Raw genomic sequence first — 18,297 nt, 5'->3', positions numbered from 1 at the left:
CGGCGTCGCTGCCACGTTGACGTTTGGCAGGGCCGAACGCTGCCCTTGGACCGATTTTTGCCTGTTCGTTGGAGCAATGAACCGTCCGTCTCTCGGAGAACGCCATGCCTATCGCAAGCGGCACCCGCTATCTCAGCGCAAGCGCGCTGCAGTCGTCGACAACCCTGGTGATCAACATCGATGCCGAGGTGGTCGGCACCCTGAACGACGACTCCCTTTCCGGCAGCGTCAAGTCGGATCGGATGTTCGGCGGTGACGGATGGGATCTGATATCCGGCCTCGACGACGACGATATCCTCTACGGCAACACCGGCCTCGACACCCTCGACGGCGGCGACGACGAGGACATTCTGTACGGCGGCCAGGACGACGACCTGCTGCGCGGCGGCGACGGCAACGACGTGCTGTTCGGCGGGATGAACTCCGACCCGGTGTATGTGCTGCGCGACGGCGTGGCGATCCTGCTGGACGGCCGTGACACCCTGTCCGGCGGGGCCGGCAACGACCTGATCTACGGCAACCAGGGCGATGATCTGATCGATGGTGGTGCCGACGACGACCTGCTGTACGGCGGCCAGGGCGCGGACCGGCTGACCGGCGGCGAGGGAGACGATACACTCTTCGGCGGCCAGGGCGGCGATGTCTTCGTCTACCGCAGCGTCGATGACGACCGCGACGTCATCCAGGACTTCGATATCGCCGCCGACCAGATCCTGCTGGCCGGCGGCGTCGCGATCTCGATCAGCTACAGCACCGGCGATGACTCGGTGCTGCGCCTGTCTACCGGGACCCGGATCACCCTGATCGGGGTCGCCGATCCGGACGATGTGGCGATCGCCTGGGGATGAAGCTCGGCCTGCGGCAGGTCGCGCCTATAGGCCCTGGCCCCGGCGGCGGGAAATATCGCGTCGGATCTGGTGCGTTTCGCGTCACGGAAAAGTGTCCACAGATTGAAAGTCACAATTCCATTTTTTAGAATTTTAGATCAACAGCCACGCGGCTGTGCCGGATAGCTTTTGTCGTGCGACGTGATACGAAACGTCGGCATCGTCCCGAAGGAGGCTCGAGCGTCGGCGCTCGAATGAGGGTTGCATGATACAACGCATCGTCGTCGCCCTCATCTGCCTGCTGCTTGCCGCAGGGCCGGTGGAAGCCCAGCAGCCGGTGGCAGCGGCGCCGGAAGAAGCCGCGCATCCGTTGCGACCGTTGGACACATCGAGCCCGCGCGCCACCCTGATCGGCTTCCTCAACAACAGCGACGCGATCAGCCGCTTCTACCGGGACGTCTATTACGACCAGCCGACGTTCACCAACCTTCGGGCCATCTTCGAAGCACGGCTGCGCACGGCCCGCCGGGTCCTGGACTTGAGCTACATCGCGCCGGCGACCCGCAACCAGGTTGCCGTCGATTCCAGCGTCTACCTGTACGAGATCCTGTCCCGCATCGAGTTGCCGCCCGCGAACGAGATTCCCGGGCCGGACGCAGTCGCCGGCACGTCTCCGCCGACGCGTTGGATCGTGCCGGGCACCAACATCACGCTGGTGCGCGCCACCGAAGGAGAACGCCAGGGCGACTACCTGTTTAGTGCCGACACGGTCAACCTTGCCGCAGACAACTACGCCCTGGTCCACCACCTGCCCTACCGCCGGCCCGTGCCGGTCCACGATCTGGTAGCAAACCGGCGACTGGTCGGCGGGGTTTTGATCCCGCCGAAAGCGATCGAAACCTTGCCGGGCTGGCTCAAGTCGAACGTGCTCGGGCTGGTGACATGGAAATGGCTCGCCCTTGCGCTTCTGGCCCTCGCGACCACTGCGCTGATCGTCCTGGCGCAGGCCGCAGCGGGGCGCCTGCGGTCCATCGACGGCGAGCGCTCGGCGGTGGCCGCATCGTTGATCCGGCTGTTGATGCCGGCCGCGATCATCGTCCTGATTCCGATCGCCGTGGTCGTCGCGAACGGTGTCATCCATGTCACCGAGGAGTTGGGCTCGCCGATCCGCATCGCGGCCGAGACCGTCGTGCATCTCGTCGGGGCGTGGATTGCCTGGGTGGCCTGCGTGTCGGTCGCCGAGATCATCATCGCCTCGCCGCGGGTCGCCGAGGGCACGCTGGATGCTCAGGTGCTGCGGCTGTGCTCGCGCATCCTGGGCATGGTGTTCGCCATGACGCTGATCCTGATCGGCGGCGAGAAGATCGGCCTGCCGCTGGTCGGCCTGATTGCCGGCGTCGGCGTCGGCGGCCTGGCTATCGCACTGGCAGCTCAGGACACGCTGCGCAACGTTCTCGGCAGCCTGATGATCTTCTTCGACCAGCCCTATCGCGCGGGGGACCAGATCATCGTGATCGGCGTTGAAGGCGTGGTCGAGAACATCGGATTGCGATCGACCCGGATCCGCCAGCTCAACGGCAGCCTGACAACCATACCGAACGAGAAGATGGCGTCGGTAGAGATCGTCAACATCTCCAAGCGGCCCGGCATCCGCCGCAACATCCGTCTTGGACTGACCTACGAGACCTCCCCGGAAATGATCGACCGGGCGCTCACTGTGTTCCGCGAGGTCCTCCACGAGCATGCCGAGCGCTGGGCCGACAGGCCGCCGCGCGTCTTCTTCGAGGACCTCGCGCCGGACAGCCTGACCCTGGTCGCTCACACATGGCACCACCCGCCTGACTTCTGGGCGTTCTGCGCCACGCACGACCGGATCAACCTGCGGATCCTGCAGCGTTTCGGCGAAGAGGGCATTGCCTTTGCCTTCCCGACCACAACCACCGTGCTCGAACCGGGCAGCGCTCCCATCGCCATAGAAATCGCGGGCGGTGACAAACCGGAGGTCGCCCTCCAAACCTGAAGGCAGGGCTCCGGGACCGACACTTGCTAGCCCACGGTCTCCGGCTTCCACCAGCCCGCCAGTTCGCGGTGGACCAGCGTCTCGTACAGCGACGTCGCATCGACGCTGGAGTTGAGGCAGGGGACAAGGCTGAAGTGGGTTCCGCCGGCATGCTCGAAGGTTTCGCGGGCCTGGATGCCGATCTCCTCCAAGGTTTCCACGCAGTCGGCGACGAAGCCGGGCATCACCACCGCCAGCCGCTTCACCCCGGCACCGGCAAGCTCGGCGATGGTCTCGTCGGTGTACGGACGCAGCCACTCCTCCCGACCGAACCGTGACTGGAAGGTCAGGCGCAGCTTGTTCGCGTCCAGCCCCAGCCGTTCGCGCACCAGCCGCGCGGTCTTCGCGCAGTGGCAGTGATACGGGTCACCCTGGGTGAGGTAGCGCTTCGGCAGGCCATGGAACGACGCCAGGATCACTTCCGGCTCCCAGTCCAGCGTCGCGAGATGCGCCTGGATGCCGTTCGCGATGGCCTCGACATAGACCGGGTCATCGTGGAACGCCGGCACGGTGCGCACAGCGGGCTGCCAGCGCTTCGTCATCAGGAACCGCGAGACCTCGTCAACCACCGTGCCGGTTGTGGACGCGGAGTACTGAGGGTACAGCGGCAGCACCAGGATTCGGTCGCACCCTTCGTCCTGAAGGGCTGCCATGCGGTCGCGGACCGCCGGATTCCCGTACCGCATCGCCCAGTCGACACGCACCGTCTCGGCGTCGGGATCGAGCCGTTCCTGCAGCGCCTCCGCCGCGGCCCTGGTGTGGAAACGCAGCGGCGACTCGTCGGTCTCCGCCATCCAGATCGCCTTGTAGGCCTCGGCGGTCTTCGGCGGCCGGACCCGCAGGATGAAGCCGTGCAGGATCAGCTTCCACAGCAGCGGGTTGACCTCGATCACCCGACGGTCGGACAGGAATTCCGCCAGATATCGGCGGACGTCCGGCACGCTGGTGGAATCCGGGGTGCCGAGATTGACCAGCAGCACGCCGATCCGCCCCAGCCGAATGATCGGATGGCCGGGCGTACCGGGAACGGCGTCGATGCGGCGCAACGTCATGATCAGTGATCTCCAACCCTGTCGAACTCGAATGCGCGTTCAATACGCACGCGTCAACCGAACTGGATCCATTCGCTCTGAATTACCGCCGGCACAACCCCGACCAGAGTGATCGACGCGCCTGGCCCCAGGGCCAGTACGGCGTTACCCGTGGTGTCAGCCGACACGGCGTAGGAGACACCCGGCGACAGCACAACACGGTCACCCTCAGCCCCGTTGAAATCCTCGATCCGGTCGAACCCGCCATTGGCTACCATCACGAACCGGTCAGCGCCGGCACCGCCGACCAGTGTGTCATTCCCCAACCCGCCGCCGAGCGTGTCGTCACCGGCGTCACCAAAGAGACGGTCGCTGTCGCGCCCACCGTGCAGCCAGTCGTTCCCGGAACCGCCGTAAACCAGATCGTCGCCGAAATTGCCGTAGACCCGGTCGTCGCCATCGGCTCCATGCACGAAGTCGTTGCCCTGTCCGCCGAAGATGGTATCCGCCCCGTCACCGCCGATCGCAGCATCGCGATCCTGGTTTCCGTACAGCACATCGTCACCGCCGCCGCCCAGCAGATAGTCCGCGCCGGCACCGCCTGACTGCACATCATTGCCGTCGTGGCCGAGCAACGTATCCAGGCCGGCCGAGCCGACCAGGTGGTCGTCACCGGAGCCGCCATGCCGTGACCACGGGTCGGCCGGCAGCGGGGTCGACAATGCGGTGATGCCGGCGTCTATCCAGGCCCCCTCGTCGTGAACGGTTGCGTTCCCGCGCCACCCTTCCCAGTCGCTCACCAGATCGCGCACCGACTGCCTGAGCCCGCCCGATATCGACGTGTCAAAGTAGGTCCAAGGATTGACCGCCACGCCCTGATCGAGGTCGCGAACCTCGATCTCGAACGGGCGGTACAGGCCAAGGCTCCGCCCTGTCGCCGTGCCGATCTCGCCGCCCGCCGCAACTGCCTGCCCGGGCGCGACGCTCACCGTCCCGAGATGGTCCAACAGCAGCGTCACAGAGGGGGCCGCCGTCGGGATCAGGTGCAGTTCGAAGTCCGCCGATCCGGGCTTGGCGATCGTCGCGTGGACGTAAAGGTCGCCAAGTGCGGCGATCGGGGTCCCGGCCGGCAGGTTGAAGCCGAACGACGAACCGTTCTCTACCAGAACACGGTCGAGGCGGTGATCGAAGGCAACCGCGCCGGCACGGCCGGTGGCGGCATCGTAGCGATCGAGAGCAAATCCCAGGCTGAGCAGTGGATTCGGCATGGCACACCTCCTGGCGCTGCCGTGCACGAATCGGGCCGCGCAACGTCAGTCAGGAGTCGCCAGGAAAGCGAGCAGCACGTACCGACAGCCGGCGGTCACCGGCACCGCTTCGTGCAGAAGCGAGCAGGAGAACGCCAGGCCGCCACCGGCTGGGGCCCGCCAGCGGTCGTCGGAGTACTCCGGGAACACCAACCCGCCACCTTCGTAGTCGTCGTTCAGCTCGATGCTGACGGCGATCCGCCGATTTGCCGTCGCCGGCAGGCTGTTGTCGCGATGGGCGGCGAAGAAATCCCCTCGACCCGCCTCGTAGCTGGCGACATAGAAGGCCTCGGGGCGGAGCCGGTCGACCCACCAGGCCTTCCACAGTTCCGGCATCAGGCGTTCGGCGATGGCCGTACGGACATCGCCGTACAGCGGACGGCGGCGGTCGAGCGTCAGGTCCCGACGTCGCTTGCGGTCGGGCATCTCGACCAGCGCCGGAGTCCCCTGGGCGTCGAGGATCGCTACCGTTCCCTCGCGGTTGTCCTGTTCGAACGCCTGGATAAGACGGTCGCGAAGGCCCGGATCCAGCAGGTTCGGCAACAGCATCACCGGTGCCATGGCGCGGCGTTCCTGCGCCGACGGCCGCTTTAGCGCGTCGAGCGCAGCGCGCAGTTCGGCGACCCCCGGTCCGTTCAGCGGCACCCGCGCCACCACGCGCTGGTTGGCATCCGCCAGCATCACCTCGGGATCCGTCATCTCTCCCTGGAACAGGGCCCGCCGGATATTGTCATCGGGGTCCGGGATCGAGCGGACTCCATCGCATTCCAGAGCTTCGCCGAACGCCAGGATGTTCGCAGTGTCGCGAAACGCCACCGCGACGCGTCCAACCTCAGCCTCTCGTCCGCCAGCGATCAACAAGGTCGGCCCGCTCACCACGTCGCGGTGATACTCGAAGCGGCGACCATCGGCGTCGATCACCACGAAGTTGGGCAGCCGTCGCCCCCAAAAGGCTGGAACCATTGCTCATCCTCGTCGTTCAGGTCTCGAGAGGTTAGCGTCCTGTTCCCACAAGTCCAAGACGCCGGTCCTGAAAAACACACACCGACTCAACGGTGTTGTAATTCATGAATAGTTAAGGGGATGGGGATTGGGGTAGCAGCGGGGACAAGTTGTCCCCATGTAATCGTGAAGGCCGGTCATCGGCCGGCCATTGGTTCGCCAGGAGGCGTCCATGACCGCTTTTGACCCGGCCTTGTCCACCACCGCGTTGGATCCTTCGGTCCCCCGCGCCGGCACCCGGCACGCCCCACTCTATCAGTTTGCAGCCCTGAACCTCCCCGCCCTCGCCCTGCTGGCAATGGCCTGGCATCGAGGCTGGCTGGACACCATCATCTCAGCCGATCCGACCAGGCTTACGGTTGTGATCATCGCGGTATTTGTCGGCGGCATGGTGCTGGCATGCCATCGGCTGTGGCGCCTGGACCAGGAGATCGAATGCGCCCACAGCTACAATCCCAATCCTGATTCATGGGCGCGGCGCTACCGCGCGGAAGTACGCCACCGCTCAAGCGGCAGCCGCAACCTTGCGGCATCGACCCTGCGGATACGCGTGACCGACTATATCGCCGTCATCCGCCATATCGCCGCGAGCCTCGTGCTGCTTGGCCTGATCGGCACGGTCGTCGGGTTCATCGTCGCTCTGTCCGGCGTGGACCCGGCCAAGGCAGCGGACGTGAGCAGCATGACGCCGATGGTTGCAACCCTGATCCAGGGAATGTCGGTGGCGCTGTACACCACCCTGGCCGGCGCCGTGGCCAATCTTTGGCTGACCGTCAACTACCGGCTGGTAGCGTCCACCGCCGTGCGGCTTCTCGCCGATCTGGTCGCCATCGGAGAAGCCGATGCGCGGCCTTGACCCGAACGACGACGGCGAGGACGACGGCACGGTCTTTCGCGACCTGGTGATGCTGACCCTGCTGGGCTTCGTGACCATGGTCGTGCTGATGCTCCCGCACCTGGCGCCGCCGACCCAGGGCGAGGAAACCATCGAGGCGCCTGGAAACCTGATCGTCGAGGCCCGCTGGCCGGACGATGTCGATGTCGACGTCGATCTCTGGGTGAAGGCTCCGAACGACCGGCCGGTCGGCTACTCCCACAACAACGGACTGGTCTTCGACCTGCTGCGCGACGACCTCGGCTTCGAACGCGACGGCACCGGGTTGAACTACGAGTTCGCGTTCTCGCGCGGTACGCCGGTCGGCGAGTACGCGGTCAACATCCACTTCTACTCGAACCGCGCGCTCGCACCGTCCGTACCGGTCAACGTCCGCGTGCTGCTCTCGGCCGGACCGGACAAGACCACGGTGACGATCATCGACACACGCCTGATCCTCAATCACGCCGGGCAGGAGATTACCGTCGTCCGCTTTGCGCTCGACGAAGACGGACGGCTGATGCTCGGCAGCATCAATGACTTCCCGATCTCGCTGAAATCCGTGCGTACCGGCTAGCCCCATGGACCTGCACATCGTCCTGGTGGCGTTGGCAGCCCTGGTCGGTGGCGGGCTGGTCTGGCTGATCGCGACCTCGGCGACCAGCCCCGGGGTACGGCGCAGTACCCTGGCGCTGGCGATCATCCAGGTCGCGCTGTTCTATGCGGCGACATCCGATCTCCTGGGTCGTCCTAAGCCGGTGGAGATCGAACTGCTGTCCAGCCGGCTCGAACGGTCCGAAGTGCTGGCTCAGCACCTGCGGCAGGACGAGGCGATCTTCCTGTGGCTGCGCGCCAAGACCGGAGGCGATCCGATCGCCTACCGCCTGCCGTGGAGCGAGCAGACCGCCCGGCAACTGTACGAGGCCGGCCAGCAGGTCGAGCAGCAGGGCGGAAGCGTTGAGTTGACCATGCAGGGCGAAGACGGCACCGAGGGGGGCGAGGGCGGTGATCCCACGGTCGGCTGGGTGCCGCCGACCGCGCCACCGCCGAAGCCGCAGCGCTGACCCGCCACCCTTCCCCGACATCAGCCACCAACTGACCGTTGAGCCGGGCAAACGCTGCCTGTATGGTCCGCCGCCGATCCCGGGTATGAGAAAGCGCACGCCCATGAGCACGCGGTACTTCTTCTTCGGAACCTTGATGGACCGCGACGTTCTGGAACTGGTGCTGGAGCGTCCGGTGGTCCCAGAGGCGCTGGCCCCGGCGCGGCTGGCCGGCTACCGCCGGGTCCGGATACTGCGCGACAGCTTCCCGATCCTGGTGGAGGATTCCGGGTCGAGCGTCGACGGCGTGGTGTTCACGACCGCCTCCGCCGAGGAGGATGCACGCATCCTGTTCTTCGAAGACTACGACTACGACATGGCGCCATGCCGGCCGGTGCTGACCGACGGCAGGACCGTCGAAGCCACGTTCTGCGGTGCCGAAGACGGCGTCCTGGCCTCTGACGAACCGTGGGACCTGGCCCGTTGGGCGGTGCGGCACAAGGACGGCTTCCTTAAGCTGTCCAAGGTCTACATGGCGTGCTTCGGCAGGCTGACACCGGAACAGGCCGAGCCGATCTGGGTGGAGACCCGCGAGCGGCTGCGCGCCGAGGGCATCCTGGTGCGGAATCCCGACCTGGCACCCGCAGCGGAGGGCTGATCCATGAAACTCGTCGCTGAACCGATCACCGAGGCCGCGTTCGCGCCCTTCGGTCAAATCCTGGCGCTGCCCAGCGAGCCGGGTCGCGCGGACTATTCAGCCCACTCGGAGAACCTGCGGCCCGGGAACGCCGAGCTGTGCTTCCGTACCAGCCTGACCGCACCGACGGCACTGCCGCTGAAGACCAAGGTGATGGAGCGGCACGCCTTCTCCAGCCAATCGTTCCTGCCGGTCGACGTCTCGCGCTATGTGGTCATGGTCGCCCCGAACGATGCCGACGGAGGGCCGGACCTCGCCCGGGCCAGGCTGTTCGTGGTCGACGGCAAGACCGGCATCAACTACCGCGCCGGTGTCTGGCACCACCCGATGACCGTGCTCGACCGCGACGCCGTGTTCGCCACCGTGATGTTCAACGACGGCGGCGATCGCGACGAGGACTGGACCGACCTGCCGGTCGAGATCGAGTTGAGCCTGTAGCCGCCCGTCAGGCCGGGATGAAGCCGTCCGGCCCAACCGGCGGATTGTAGATCACGATCAGTTCGGCCGTCTCCTCGCCCAGGATCTCGACCTGGTGCGGCATCATCGGCGGAATCCGGATCACCGTGCCCGGACCGACCTCCTGAACCACATCGTCGCCGAGCGATACCCGCGCCCGCCCGCTCTGTACCAGGATGATCTGCCAGGCGTCCTTGTGCTTGTGCCGGCTGGCGGTGCCGCCCGGTGCCAGGCGGCCCTGGATGACTTCGATGCCGGCGCCGACCGCCGGGTCGACCAATCGCCGGTTCACCGTCCCGTCGTGCAGCGGCGGCGAGTAGGTAGCGATCGAGTCGATGTGCTGGATCAGGTCGTCGGCGTGCATGGCAGGTTCCTGGCTGAATTCGTCACCGGCCGATCATGGCAACGATCCGGTGTCGGACCAAGCCCGGTCCGATCAGCGTCGGACCGCCTGCTCCAGGGCGCCGAGGAAGCGCGACCGGTCCTGCTTGGTGAAGCCGGGGCCGCCGCCGGACACCTCGCCCATCGCCCGCAGGTCGCTCATCAGCTCACGCATTGCCAACGCCATGCCGATGCCGTGCTCGGTGAACGCCTTGCCCTTGGTGTCCAGCACCTTCGCGCCGTTTTCCAGACAGCGGGCCGCCAGCGGAATGTCACCGGTAATTGCCACATCACCCGGTCCGATCCGTTCGGCGATCCAGTCGTCGGCCGCGTCGAAGGTATCGGGCACCAGCACGTTGTGGACGTTCGGCCGGTCGGTGGTCCGGAAGCCGCGGTTGCTGACCAGATGAACGATGAGGCCGTGTCGATCGGCGACTTTCAGGATCTCATCGCGCACCGGACAGGCGTCGGCGTCGACGTAAATTTCGGGCGGGCGATCGGCTTGCGTCATGACGCCTTCCGGCACTTGCGGGCATAGTGTTCCTTCAGCGCGGCCGCCTTGTAGCGTTCCACCTGTCGAAACCGGGCGGCAAGGCCGAAGCGGTCGATACGGAGCACGGTGACCATCAGCTTGTCCAGCCTCAGGACACCGTCGCGATCATGCCAGTCGCGGATGACCACTGACAGCACGGCCCGTTGGCCCGGCACCAACCCTCCGACATAGGGGGCCACCAGAACGCCATCCTCGGACCAGTTCTTCAGCGGATGGTCTCGGCCGTCGATCCTGACGTAGCTGTCGCCGTGCGGCGCCAGCCGGCGCTGGCGGCGACGGTCGGTTGGGGACGTTTGGGGTCGGGACAGGAATGGAATGCGCATGCCCCATGATTAGCAGGAAATGTGCCATTTCCGCGGCATGGGACATGTACGGATCAGGTTGACTTGCCGTCGCTGCGGTCGAGCGCTACATCCCCGCGATGAAGGATGGCATCGAGACCCGCTTGTACGTGACGGCGCCGCTGGCCGACGGCGCTGTCGTTGGCCTGGAATCGGGACAGGCGCACTATCTGCGCAGCGTGCTGCGCCTCGGTCCCGGAGAGGGTGTGGCGCTGTTCAACGGCCGCGATGGCGAGTGGCTGGCGCGGATCGACGGAATCGGCAAGGGCTGGGCCTCGCTGGTGGTCGGCCACCAGACCCGTCCGCAGCGCGGTGAACCCGACCTGTGGCTGGCATTCGCTCCGATCAAGCGCGCCCGCATCGACTTCACCGCCCAGAAGGCGACCGAGCTCGGCGCGTCGCTGCTGTGGCCCGTCATGACCCGGCACACGATGGTCGACCGCGTGAACACCGATCGGCTGACCGCGAACGCCATCGAGGCCGCCGAGCAATCGGACCGGCTGACCGTCCCGACGGTTCGCGAGCCGACCACCCTGGACAAGCTGATCGCGGAGTGGCCTGAAGACCGGGCACTACTGTTGTGCGACGAGAGCGGCACTGGACACGGAATCGCAGAAGTCCTGGCCGCCGCCGGGCCTGCGGTGCGCCGGCGTGCCGGATTCGTGATCGGACCCGAAGGCGGCTTTGCCCAGGAGGAACTTGACCGCCTACGGAAGCTGCCCTTTGTTACGGCCGTCGGTCTGGGGCCTCGGCTCCTGCGGGCCGATACCGCCGCGCTGGCCGCACTCGCCGTCTGGCAGGCGGTCGCCGGCGATTGGACGACATCGACATCAAACGATTGATCGCGGAGCCCGCATGTCCCGTCCCCCCGAAGACCAAGGCGCGCCCATCACCGACAAGGCGCAGCTCGTGGAGTGGTTCTCTTCGGCCGCCAAGCCGAGATCGGCGTGGCGCGTCGGCACCGAGCACGAGAAATTCGCCTTCCGCCTGTCCGACCTGCGCCGCCTGCCCTATGAGGGAGCGGACGGGATTGGCGCGATCCTGGACGGGCTGACCCGCTTCGGCTGGACCCCCATCCAGGAGCACGGCAAGACCATCGCCCTGACCCACAGCGGCTGCGCGATCACCCTGGAGCCCGGCGGCCAGTTCGAGCTGTCCGGTGCGCCGCTCGACAACCTGCACCAGACCTGCGACGAGGTGCACAGCCACCTCGCCCAGGTGAAGGAAGTCTGCGACGAACTGGGCGTCGGCATGCTCGGCCTGGGCTTCGACCCGAAGTGGCGGCGCGAGGACATCGGCTGGATGCCGAAGGGCCGCTACGAGATCATGAAGCGCTACATGCCGCTCAAGGGCAATCTCGGCATCGACATGATGAAGCGGACCTGCACCGTCCAGGTCAATCTGGACTTCGAATCCGAAGCCGACATGGTCGAGAAATACCGGATCAGCCTGGCGCTCCAGCCGCTGGCGACAGCGCTGTTCGCCAACTCGCCGTTCGTCGAGGGCAAGCCGTCGGGTTTCACCTCGTTCCGCAGCAACGTGTGGACGGATACCGATCCGGATCGCTGCGGAATGCTGCCGTTCGTGTTTGAAGACGGGTTCGGTTACGAGCGGTACGTCGACTACCTGCTCGACGTGCCGATGTACTTCGCCTACCGGGACAACGCCTACATCGACGTCGCCGGCAAGAGCTTCCGCGACTTCATGGCCGGCACGCTGCCGGAACTGAAGAACCACACCGCGTCGATGGGCGACTGGTCGGACCATACCACCACGGTGTTCCAGGAAGTCCGCCTGAAGAAGTACATCGAGATGCGCGGCGCCGACGGCGGGCCGTGGAGCCGCCTGTGCGCCCTGCCGGCGCTGTGGGTCGGCCTGCTGTACGACAAGGGCGTCCAGGATCAGGCTTGGCAGCTCTGCAGGGACTGGACCGTCGCCGAGCACCAGGAGTTGCGTGACGCGGTGCCGCGCGACGGCCTCAAGGTCCAGTTCCGCGGCCGCAGTCTCGCCGCCTGGGGTCAGGATGTCCTGGCGCTGGCCCGCGAAGGCCTACGCCGCCGCAAGCGGCTGGACAGCTCCGGCAACGACGAGACCGGCTTCCTCGGCGTGCTCGACGAGATCGCCGGCTCCGGACGCACTCCGGCCGAGGAGCTGCTCGACGCCTACGAGACCCGCTGGGGCCGCTCGGTCGATTCCGTGTTCGAGGAATTGCGGTACTGAGGCTGCCGGGTCAGTCCCGCTCGGGCGGCTTCAGGCGCACCAGCGCGATCAACGGCAGCACCGCGAACGCGGTCACCGTGTAGAAATAGAACGCGTTGATATAGCCCAGCATCAGGCCCTGGCGGTCGATCTCGGCGCTGAGTGCCTTCAATTGACGGGTCTCGTCCAGCGGCCAGTCGCCCCGAAGCCCCATCAGCGAAGTGGCGTCCGCGAAGATCGACACGTACGGCGTCAGGTCGACGTAGGTGATCGAGGCGGTGCGGATCACCACTGCGACCGACACCGATATCGAGATCGAACTGCCGACGTTGCGAACCAGGTGGAAGAAGGCGGTGGCGTCGTTCAGGTACCGCTTGTCCAGCGTCGAATAGGTGATGAGCGTCAGCGGAACCCATACGAATCCGACGCCGAATCCGGCCAGCACACTGGTCCACGCCAGCGCAAACGGCGCAAGATTGATGTCGAACGCCGCCATGTACCAGCCGGCGACCCCCTGGATCAGGAAGCCGACGGCCAACAGGACGCGGGGGTCGAACAGCCGGTTGATGAACGCCATCAGGATCGACCCGGCCAGCGTGCCGAGCCCGCGCAGCGCAATGAACAGGCCGATCTCGGCCTCGGGGTACCCCTGGATACCGGCCATCATCGGCGGGAACAGCACCATCGGCGTCCACAGGATCATCCCGAACAGGAAGGCGATCACGAAGCCGATGGCATAGTTCCGGTCGGCCAGCATCCGAATGTCGAAGAACGGTGCCTGCGACGTGGTGACGTGGGCGAGGAACAGATAGAAGCACAGTGCGGCGATCGCCGCCTCGGCGATGATCTCCGGCGAGTCGAACCAGTCAAGCCGCTGGCCGCGATCGAGCATGAGCTGGAACGCCGCTATAGCGATGGCCAGCAGCACGAACCCGAACCAGTCGAGCCGGATCGACGGTGCTTTCCGGCGATCGTCGATCACCGCCAGGATGCTGACGATCGCAAGCACGCCGAACGGCACCAGCAGAAAGAAGACGTAGCGCCAGCCGAGCGCCTCGGCGAGGTAACCGCCGACGGTGGGTCCGATGATCGGGCCGAACACCACGCCCATGCTGAACACCGCCGTCGCGGTCCCCTGCTGATGGCGCGGAAACGTGTCGAGGACCATGGCGGTGGCCAGTGGCACCAACGGGGCGCCAAACGCGCCCTGGAAGACCCGGAAGACCACCAGCTGCTCGAGGCTTCCCGCAACCCCGCACAGCACCGAGGCGACAGTGAAGCCGATCGAGCAGTACAGCATCAGCGCGCGCCGGCTGAACCGCGAGGCCAGCCAGCCGGACATCGGCGTCGCCACGGCGGTGGCGACGATGTTGAACGTGACCACCAGGGCAATCTGGTCGGCAGTCGCCGAAAACGTGCCCTGCATCTTCGGCAGAGCCACGTTCACGATCATCACCGTCATCGTGTAAAGCATGGTGACGAACGTCAACGTCACCAGAATCAACGCCCGGCGGCCGAATCCCATCTCAACCGGCGGCGCGGCGCCGGAGATTGCCGCGTCGGTCATGCCGCGGGCCGCCCCTCCCGTTGATTGCCGCCTGTGAGACTCGTCGACGGCTCGGCACCATGATGGCACGATATACTAGCTCGTCGAACAGTTGCCCCGTTCGACAATCGCCGAGAGAGCGCCAGCCGGGTTCGGCGCCGAGACGAGACCGCGAACCCTCTCGGTATCTGTTTACCGGCAGGAAACGTCTTCAGCACCAGCGCTATTGACGCCAGCGCTCCAAAATTCGTTAACACTCAACCTATTGACGACCTTTCTTCACGTCCGTAGAGATTATCAATCAAGTGTTGGTATTGATTCGGGGTGGAGGGAAGAATGGCGGTTCAGAATTACGACACGACGGCCGGCGACGGGGTGGCGATCGGTTCGCCCAACCTGCAGGGCCGAATTGTCGTGCTGCCGGAGCAGAACGACGCGACTGACTGGCACACCTACCCAAGCGGCCAGGATTACACCGTTACCGCGCTGTCGCACTTTCATTTCCGGCGCGAGATTAGGAACCCGGACGGTTCGACGGGCAGCGAGGTGTACGAGCTGCAGCCGGGCTCGACCATCACGCGAACCGGTCCATTCGAGCATCGCGTCACCAACCTCGCCAACAAGCCCGCCGTCTTCATGAAAGGCTGAGGTTTTGCCGCACCACCGCGGCACGGCCCTTGCCACAGCAGCGAGCAGGTGATTCACATAGAATCACTGCTCGTTTACAGCCGTGAGTTGTCCCCATGACAAGATCGGCCTCCAGCGGAACTCCTGGCGGATCCGCATCGAACCTAGGCTGTCTTGCCGACCTGCTGACCGCATTGGTCGAAGCGAGTGAGGCTGAGGCTGTCAACACGCTTCTCGGCGACCGTCTTCCGACACTTCTTGGCTGCGACCGGATCCAACTGGCGCTGATCGATGCCGAAACCGGTTTGTTGCGCTCCGGTTCGGGCGACGCACTGCACGGCGCCGCCCCCGGCGAAATCAATCTGGCGCTGGCTCGCTGCCTGCGGGACCGCGAGATCGTGTCGTTGAAACAACTGGATGGCGGGAACGGCACGTCCTCGACGCTGGTGGCACCGCTCGTCGTCGCCGGCAAGGCGGTCGGCGCACTTGCCGCGATGGCCGACCGGACGGACGCGTTCACCGACACCGACCGCCAACTTCTTCGATCGGTCGCCGCGACGTCGGCGGTGGTGCTGCTGTCCTGTCTGGACCGGGACTCCGAACTCTCGGCGGTTCGCGACGAGTCGCGCCAAGCGCACGAGGAACTGCAGGCCGCGCTGCAGGCGATCCCGCACCCGGTCGTGATCTATGACAAGGACTTCAACTTCCGCGCCTGGAACACGGAGTTCACCCGGATCCAGGGCTACACCGAGGAGCTGATGCAGGGATTCGGCGGCATGGCCGGGCTGATCCGCTACGAGGTCGAGGAACTGAAATCGTTCGGCGACCAGACCTTCGAAGCGGTCTACCAGCAGTATCTCGACTACTACAAGTTCCAGGACTTCAACCAGTCGATCCAGTACTGGCCGATGCGCGGCAAGCACATCGACCGCCGCACCCGCCGCACCGCATCGGGCGGCTGGGTATCGGTGCTGGTCGACATCACCGACTGGGTGAACGCCCAGGAAGAGATCCGCAGCGCGAAGGAAGAGGCCGAGAGTGCGGCCCGCGCCAAGTCTGAATTCCTGGCCAACATGAGCCACGAGATCCGCACGCCGCTGAACGCGGTCATCGGCTTCACCCAGCTGGTCCTTCAGGGAAACCTGACCGAGAAGCAGCGCGATCACCTGACCCGTGTCGAGATCTCGGGACAGCTGCTGCTGCGGATCCTCGACGACATCCTCGATTTCTCGCGCATCGACGCCGGCATGCTGGAGCTCGAACATGTCCCGTTCGAACTCGACGACGTACTCGGCAACCTCGTTGACCTCACTGGAAACCGGCTGAAGTCATCGGATGTCGAACTGCTGCTGTCCGTCGACGATGAAGTACCGCATCGACTGCTCGGCGACCCCCTGCGCCTTGCGCAGATCCTGCTGAACCTCGGCAGCAATGCGGCAAAGTTCACCGACCAGGGCACGATCCATCTACGCGTCCGGCTGGTCCAGCGGAGCCGGGATGCAGCCACTCTCCGGTTCGAAGTCGAAGACACCGGCATCGGCATGACCCAGGAGCAGTCCGACCGGCTGTTCCAGGCTTTCACGCAGGCCGATACGTCCACGACGCGGCGTTATGGCGGCAGCGGCCTCGGCCTGGCGATTTCCAAGGCACTGACCGAGATCATGGATGGCCAGATTGGTGTCGAGAGCGCGAAGGATCGGGGCAGCACGTTCCACCTGACGATCAGGCTGGCGTTGCCGAACGACGATCGCGGAAGCCAGCCTCCACGACCGCGCGGGGTCGGGTGGCTGCGCGCCTTGGTGATCGACGACTACGGGCCGGCGCGCGATGCGCTGTGCCGGTCGATCGCGCAACTCGGCGTGACGGTCAGTTCGGTGGCCGACACCGAGACTGCGCTGGCGGCACTTCGCGACAGCACGGTCCCCTTCGACGTGGTGCTGCTCGACCATGGCCTCGCCGATTCGACGATCGTGGGCCGTCTGCAGGCCGCCCTGCAGGAGCGGCCGCCAGGATGGGACGATCCGGTCGGGCGCCTGTTGATTCTGATGACGGGGCATCTGCCGGGTGGTCCGGGCTTCGCCGGCGCCGAGGAGTTGGCCGACGGCACCGTTCCCAAGGCCGCCACGCCGTCGCGGATGCGCGACGCCCTGATGGGGGCCTTCGGACGCCGCCCGATCGACGCCCCGTCGCTCGATCCGGAGATCCGCAAGGCGTTGAGCGGCCTGCATGTGCTGGTGGCCGAAGACAACGAGGTGAACCAGTTGGTCGCCCGCGAGATGCTGGAGGTGGTCGGCGCCCGCGTGACGATCGCCGAAAATGGCCGACGCGCATTGGATATCCTGCGCGCCGGGACACGCGACGCCTTCAGCGCGGTGCTGATGGACCTGCAGATGCCGGAGATGGACGGACTGACCGCCACCCGCGCCATACGGCAGGTTCCGGCGTTTCAGAATCTGCCGATCATCGCCATGACCGCCAACGCCTTCGACGAGGATCGGCGGCGCAGCCGCGAGGCCGGGATGGTCGAGCACGTCAGCAAGCCGGTCGACCCGCACCGCCTTTATGCCATCCTGATAGAGCACACGAGTCTTCCAAAGATGTAATCGGTGGGCCAATGCCGCAGCAACCGCTCGAGCACGGACACAGCCGGGAGCAGATCCGGGCCCGACTGGCGCGCGGCCCTCAGGTCAGCTACCTCCGTGACTTGGTCTTTGGCGGCATCGACGGTGCGGTTACCACCTTCGCAATCGTCGCCGGGGTTGTCGGCGCCGATCTGTCGCCCCGGATCGTGCTGATCCTTGGCGTGGCGAACCTGCTGGCCGACGGCTTCTCGATGGCGGCGGCCAACTACTCGAGCACGCGAACCGAGGTCGACGAGTACGCGCATCTGCGTGCCATGGAGGAGCGGCACATCGAAGCGGTTCCCGACGGCGAACGCGAAGAGGTCCGGCAGATCCTCCATGCCAAAGGCTTTCAAGGCAGCGGCCTGAAGCAGGCGGTTCAGACGATCACCGGCGACCGCGACCGCTGGATCGACGTCATGATGGCCGAGGAACACGGGTTGCAGCCGGTCCAGCGGTCACCGATGAAGGCCGCCGGCGCGACATTCGCGGCGTTCATCCTGTGCGGCTCGGTTCCCTTGATACCCTACGTGTTCGGACTGGAGGCATCGATTGCAGCATCCACCGCGCTGACCGGCATCACTTTCTTTGTCATCGGCTCGGTACGCAGCCGATGGTCGCCGCTGACCTGGTGGCGCGCCGGGGCCAACACCGCGACGATCGGCTTGGCTGCCGCCGCTGTGGCATACATTGTCGGCAACCTGTTGGCGCGGCTGTAGCGTCCGAGTCCTGC

General features: G+C 65.8%; 19 protein-coding genes. 12 read left to right on the top strand and 7 right to left on the bottom strand.

Annotated features, from left to right (window positions below; all coding sequences use genetic code 11):
* Positions 1-104: 104 nt before the first annotated feature.
* Positions 105-848 carry a calcium-binding protein gene (locus RIC54_RS07650; protein ID WP_350086296.1) on the top strand — a complete coding sequence of 248 codons (744 nt, stop codon included), beginning with the start codon at positions 105-107 and terminating at the stop codon, positions 846-848.
* 244 nt (positions 849-1,092) lie between these two features.
* Positions 1,093-2,847 carry a mechanosensitive ion channel family protein gene (locus RIC54_RS07645; protein ID WP_350086292.1) on the top strand — a complete coding sequence of 585 codons (1,755 nt, stop codon included), beginning with the start codon at positions 1,093-1,095 and terminating at the stop codon, positions 2,845-2,847.
* A gap of 26 nt (positions 2,848-2,873) precedes the next feature.
* On the opposite strand, the gene hemH is transcribed toward RIC54_RS07645, so the two are convergent.
* From hemH to RIC54_RS07630, 3 genes are read right to left on the bottom strand one after another with little or no spacing between them, the layout of a single operon-like run.
* A complete protein-coding gene (gene hemH / locus RIC54_RS07640) occupies positions 2,874-3,938 on the bottom strand; it encodes a ferrochelatase (protein ID WP_350086289.1) in 1,065 nt (354 codons plus the stop codon).
* 53 nt (positions 3,939-3,991) lie between these two features.
* Positions 3,992-5,185 carry a calcium-binding protein gene (locus RIC54_RS07635; protein WP_350086286.1) on the bottom strand — a complete coding sequence of 398 codons (1,194 nt, stop codon included), beginning with the start codon at positions 5,183-5,185 and terminating at the stop codon, positions 3,992-3,994.
* Positions 5,186-5,230: 45 nt separating this feature from the next.
* Entirely contained in the window at positions 5,231-6,187 is a 957-nt protein-coding gene (locus RIC54_RS07630) for a 2OG-Fe(II) oxygenase family protein (RefSeq protein WP_350086283.1), read from the bottom strand.
* Between the two features lie 211 nt (positions 6,188-6,398).
* Here RIC54_RS07630 and RIC54_RS07625 point away from each other — a divergent pair, with 211 nt between their 5' ends.
* From RIC54_RS07625 to RIC54_RS07605, 5 genes are all read left to right on the top strand, one after another.
* Positions 6,399-7,082, top strand: a complete 684-nt coding sequence (locus RIC54_RS07625) for a MotA/TolQ/ExbB proton channel family protein (protein WP_350086280.1) — start codon at positions 6,399-6,401, stop codon at positions 7,080-7,082.
* Positions 7,069-7,677 carry a DUF2135 domain-containing protein gene (locus RIC54_RS07620; RefSeq protein WP_350086277.1) on the top strand — a complete coding sequence of 203 codons (609 nt, stop codon included), beginning with the start codon at positions 7,069-7,071 and terminating at the stop codon, positions 7,675-7,677. Before RIC54_RS07625 ends, RIC54_RS07620 begins: the two co-directional genes overlap by 14 nt.
* A 4-nt stretch (positions 7,678-7,681) precedes the next feature.
* Positions 7,682-8,164: a hypothetical protein gene (locus RIC54_RS07615; RefSeq protein WP_350086274.1), complete on the top strand. Its 483-nt coding sequence runs from the start codon at positions 7,682-7,684 to the stop codon at positions 8,162-8,164.
* A 103-nt stretch (positions 8,165-8,267) separates the two neighbouring features.
* Complete coding sequence (locus tag RIC54_RS07610) at positions 8,268-8,801, top strand: gamma-glutamylcyclotransferase family protein (RefSeq protein ID WP_350086271.1); 534 nt, start codon at positions 8,268-8,270, stop codon at positions 8,799-8,801.
* Positions 8,802-8,804: 3 nt separating this feature from the next.
* Positions 8,805-9,278 carry an ureidoglycolate lyase gene (locus tag RIC54_RS07605; RefSeq protein ID WP_350086268.1) on the top strand — a complete coding sequence of 158 codons (474 nt, stop codon included), beginning with the start codon at positions 8,805-8,807 and terminating at the stop codon, positions 9,276-9,278.
* Between the two features lie 7 nt (positions 9,279-9,285).
* Here RIC54_RS07605 and RIC54_RS07600 read toward each other — a convergent pair whose 3' ends face one another.
* The 3 genes from RIC54_RS07600 to RIC54_RS07590 all read right to left on the bottom strand — a co-directional run bounded on the left by RIC54_RS07600 (position 9,286) and on the right by RIC54_RS07590 (position 10,553).
* Positions 9,286-9,660: a cupin domain-containing protein gene (locus tag RIC54_RS07600; protein WP_350086265.1), complete on the bottom strand. Its 375-nt coding sequence runs from the start codon at positions 9,658-9,660 to the stop codon at positions 9,286-9,288.
* Between the two features lie 72 nt (positions 9,661-9,732).
* Positions 9,733-10,188 (bottom strand): YaiI/YqxD family protein, encoded by a 456-nt coding sequence (locus RIC54_RS07595; protein WP_350086262.1) that lies wholly within the window; start codon positions 10,186-10,188, stop codon positions 9,733-9,735.
* Positions 10,185-10,553, bottom strand: a complete 369-nt coding sequence (locus RIC54_RS07590) for a hypothetical protein (protein ID WP_350086259.1) — start codon at positions 10,551-10,553, stop codon at positions 10,185-10,187. The genes RIC54_RS07595 and RIC54_RS07590 overlap by 4 nt, the downstream gene beginning before the upstream one ends.
* A gap of 98 nt (positions 10,554-10,651) precedes the next feature.
* Here RIC54_RS07590 and RIC54_RS07585 point away from each other — a divergent pair, with 98 nt between their 5' ends.
* Together RIC54_RS07585 and RIC54_RS07580 are read left to right on the top strand one after the other, a co-directional pair.
* Positions 10,652-11,413 carry a 16S rRNA (uracil(1498)-N(3))-methyltransferase gene (locus tag RIC54_RS07585; protein ID WP_350086256.1) on the top strand — a complete coding sequence of 254 codons (762 nt, stop codon included), beginning with the start codon at positions 10,652-10,654 and terminating at the stop codon, positions 11,411-11,413.
* A gap of 13 nt (positions 11,414-11,426) precedes the next feature.
* Positions 11,427-12,791 carry a glutamate--cysteine ligase gene (locus tag RIC54_RS07580; RefSeq protein WP_350086253.1) on the top strand — a complete coding sequence of 455 codons (1,365 nt, stop codon included), beginning with the start codon at positions 11,427-11,429 and terminating at the stop codon, positions 12,789-12,791.
* A gap of 10 nt (positions 12,792-12,801) precedes the next feature.
* Here the strand turns inward: RIC54_RS07580 and RIC54_RS07575 are convergent, their stop codons facing one another.
* On the bottom strand, positions 12,802-14,337 hold the full coding sequence (locus RIC54_RS07575; RefSeq protein WP_350086250.1) for a DHA2 family efflux MFS transporter permease subunit: 1,536 nt from the start codon (positions 14,335-14,337) through the stop codon (positions 12,802-12,804).
* Positions 14,338-14,652: 315 nt separating this feature from the next.
* Between RIC54_RS07575 and RIC54_RS07570 the strand changes: the two genes are divergently transcribed.
* The 3 genes from RIC54_RS07570 to RIC54_RS07560 all read left to right on the top strand — a co-directional run bounded on the left by RIC54_RS07570 (position 14,653) and on the right by RIC54_RS07560 (position 18,283).
* Positions 14,653-14,964 carry a cupin domain-containing protein gene (locus RIC54_RS07570; protein WP_350086247.1) on the top strand — a complete coding sequence of 104 codons (312 nt, stop codon included), beginning with the start codon at positions 14,653-14,655 and terminating at the stop codon, positions 14,962-14,964.
* Between the two features lie 95 nt (positions 14,965-15,059).
* Positions 15,060-17,546 (top strand): hybrid sensor histidine kinase/response regulator, encoded by a 2,487-nt coding sequence (locus tag RIC54_RS07565; protein WP_350086244.1) that lies wholly within the window; start codon positions 15,060-15,062, stop codon positions 17,544-17,546.
* 11 nt (positions 17,547-17,557) lie between these two features.
* Positions 17,558-18,283, top strand: coding sequence for a VIT1/CCC1 transporter family protein (locus tag RIC54_RS07560; protein ID WP_350086241.1), 726 nt, complete (start codon positions 17,558-17,560; stop codon positions 18,281-18,283).
* The last annotated feature ends 14 nt before the right edge of the window (positions 18,284-18,297 follow it).

It is taken from the genome of Thalassobaculum sp., from assembly GCF_040219215.1.
GTDB lineage: Bacteria > Pseudomonadota > Alphaproteobacteria > Thalassobaculales > Thalassobaculaceae > Thalassobaculum_A.
Note: the sequence above shows the minus strand (reverse complement) of the source record. Positions and strands in the feature narration are given on the sequence as shown.

Bases quoted from the DNA above. Each gene is read 5' to 3' on its own strand.
- RIC54_RS07650 (WP_350086296.1), top strand. From the start codon at position 105: ATGCCTATCGCAAGCGGCACCCGCTATCTCAGCGCAAGCGCGCTGCAG.
- RIC54_RS07645 (WP_350086292.1), top strand. From the start codon at position 1,093: ATGATACAACGCATCGTCGTCGCCCTCATCTGCCTGCTGCTTGCCGCA.
- hemH (WP_350086289.1), bottom strand. From the start codon at position 3,938: ATGACGTTGCGCCGCATCGACGCCGTTCCCGGTACGCCCGGCCATCCG.
- RIC54_RS07635 (WP_350086286.1), bottom strand. From the start codon at position 5,185: ATGCCGAATCCACTGCTCAGCCTGGGATTTGCTCTCGATCGCTACGAT.
- RIC54_RS07630 (WP_350086283.1), bottom strand. From the start codon at position 6,187: ATGGTTCCAGCCTTTTGGGGGCGACGGCTGCCCAACTTCGTGGTGATC.
- RIC54_RS07625 (WP_350086280.1), top strand. From the start codon at position 6,399: ATGACCGCTTTTGACCCGGCCTTGTCCACCACCGCGTTGGATCCTTCG.
- RIC54_RS07620 (WP_350086277.1), top strand. From the start codon at position 7,069: ATGCGCGGCCTTGACCCGAACGACGACGGCGAGGACGACGGCACGGTC.
- RIC54_RS07615 (WP_350086274.1), top strand. From the start codon at position 7,682: ATGGACCTGCACATCGTCCTGGTGGCGTTGGCAGCCCTGGTCGGTGGC.
- RIC54_RS07610 (WP_350086271.1), top strand. From the start codon at position 8,268: ATGAGCACGCGGTACTTCTTCTTCGGAACCTTGATGGACCGCGACGTT.
- RIC54_RS07605 (WP_350086268.1), top strand. From the start codon at position 8,805: ATGAAACTCGTCGCTGAACCGATCACCGAGGCCGCGTTCGCGCCCTTC.
- RIC54_RS07600 (WP_350086265.1), bottom strand. From the start codon at position 9,660: ATGCACGCCGACGACCTGATCCAGCACATCGACTCGATCGCTACCTAC.
- RIC54_RS07595 (WP_350086262.1), bottom strand. From the start codon at position 10,188: ATGACGCAAGCCGATCGCCCGCCCGAAATTTACGTCGACGCCGACGCC.
- RIC54_RS07590 (WP_350086259.1), bottom strand. From the start codon at position 10,553: ATGCGCATTCCATTCCTGTCCCGACCCCAAACGTCCCCAACCGACCGT.
- RIC54_RS07585 (WP_350086256.1), top strand. From the start codon at position 10,652: ATGAAGGATGGCATCGAGACCCGCTTGTACGTGACGGCGCCGCTGGCC.
- RIC54_RS07580 (WP_350086253.1), top strand. From the start codon at position 11,427: ATGTCCCGTCCCCCCGAAGACCAAGGCGCGCCCATCACCGACAAGGCG.
- RIC54_RS07575 (WP_350086250.1), bottom strand. From the start codon at position 14,337: ATGACCGACGCGGCAATCTCCGGCGCCGCGCCGCCGGTTGAGATGGGA.
- RIC54_RS07570 (WP_350086247.1), top strand. From the start codon at position 14,653: ATGGCGGTTCAGAATTACGACACGACGGCCGGCGACGGGGTGGCGATC.
- RIC54_RS07565 (WP_350086244.1), top strand. From the start codon at position 15,060: ATGACAAGATCGGCCTCCAGCGGAACTCCTGGCGGATCCGCATCGAAC.
- RIC54_RS07560 (WP_350086241.1), top strand. From the start codon at position 17,558: ATGCCGCAGCAACCGCTCGAGCACGGACACAGCCGGGAGCAGATCCGG.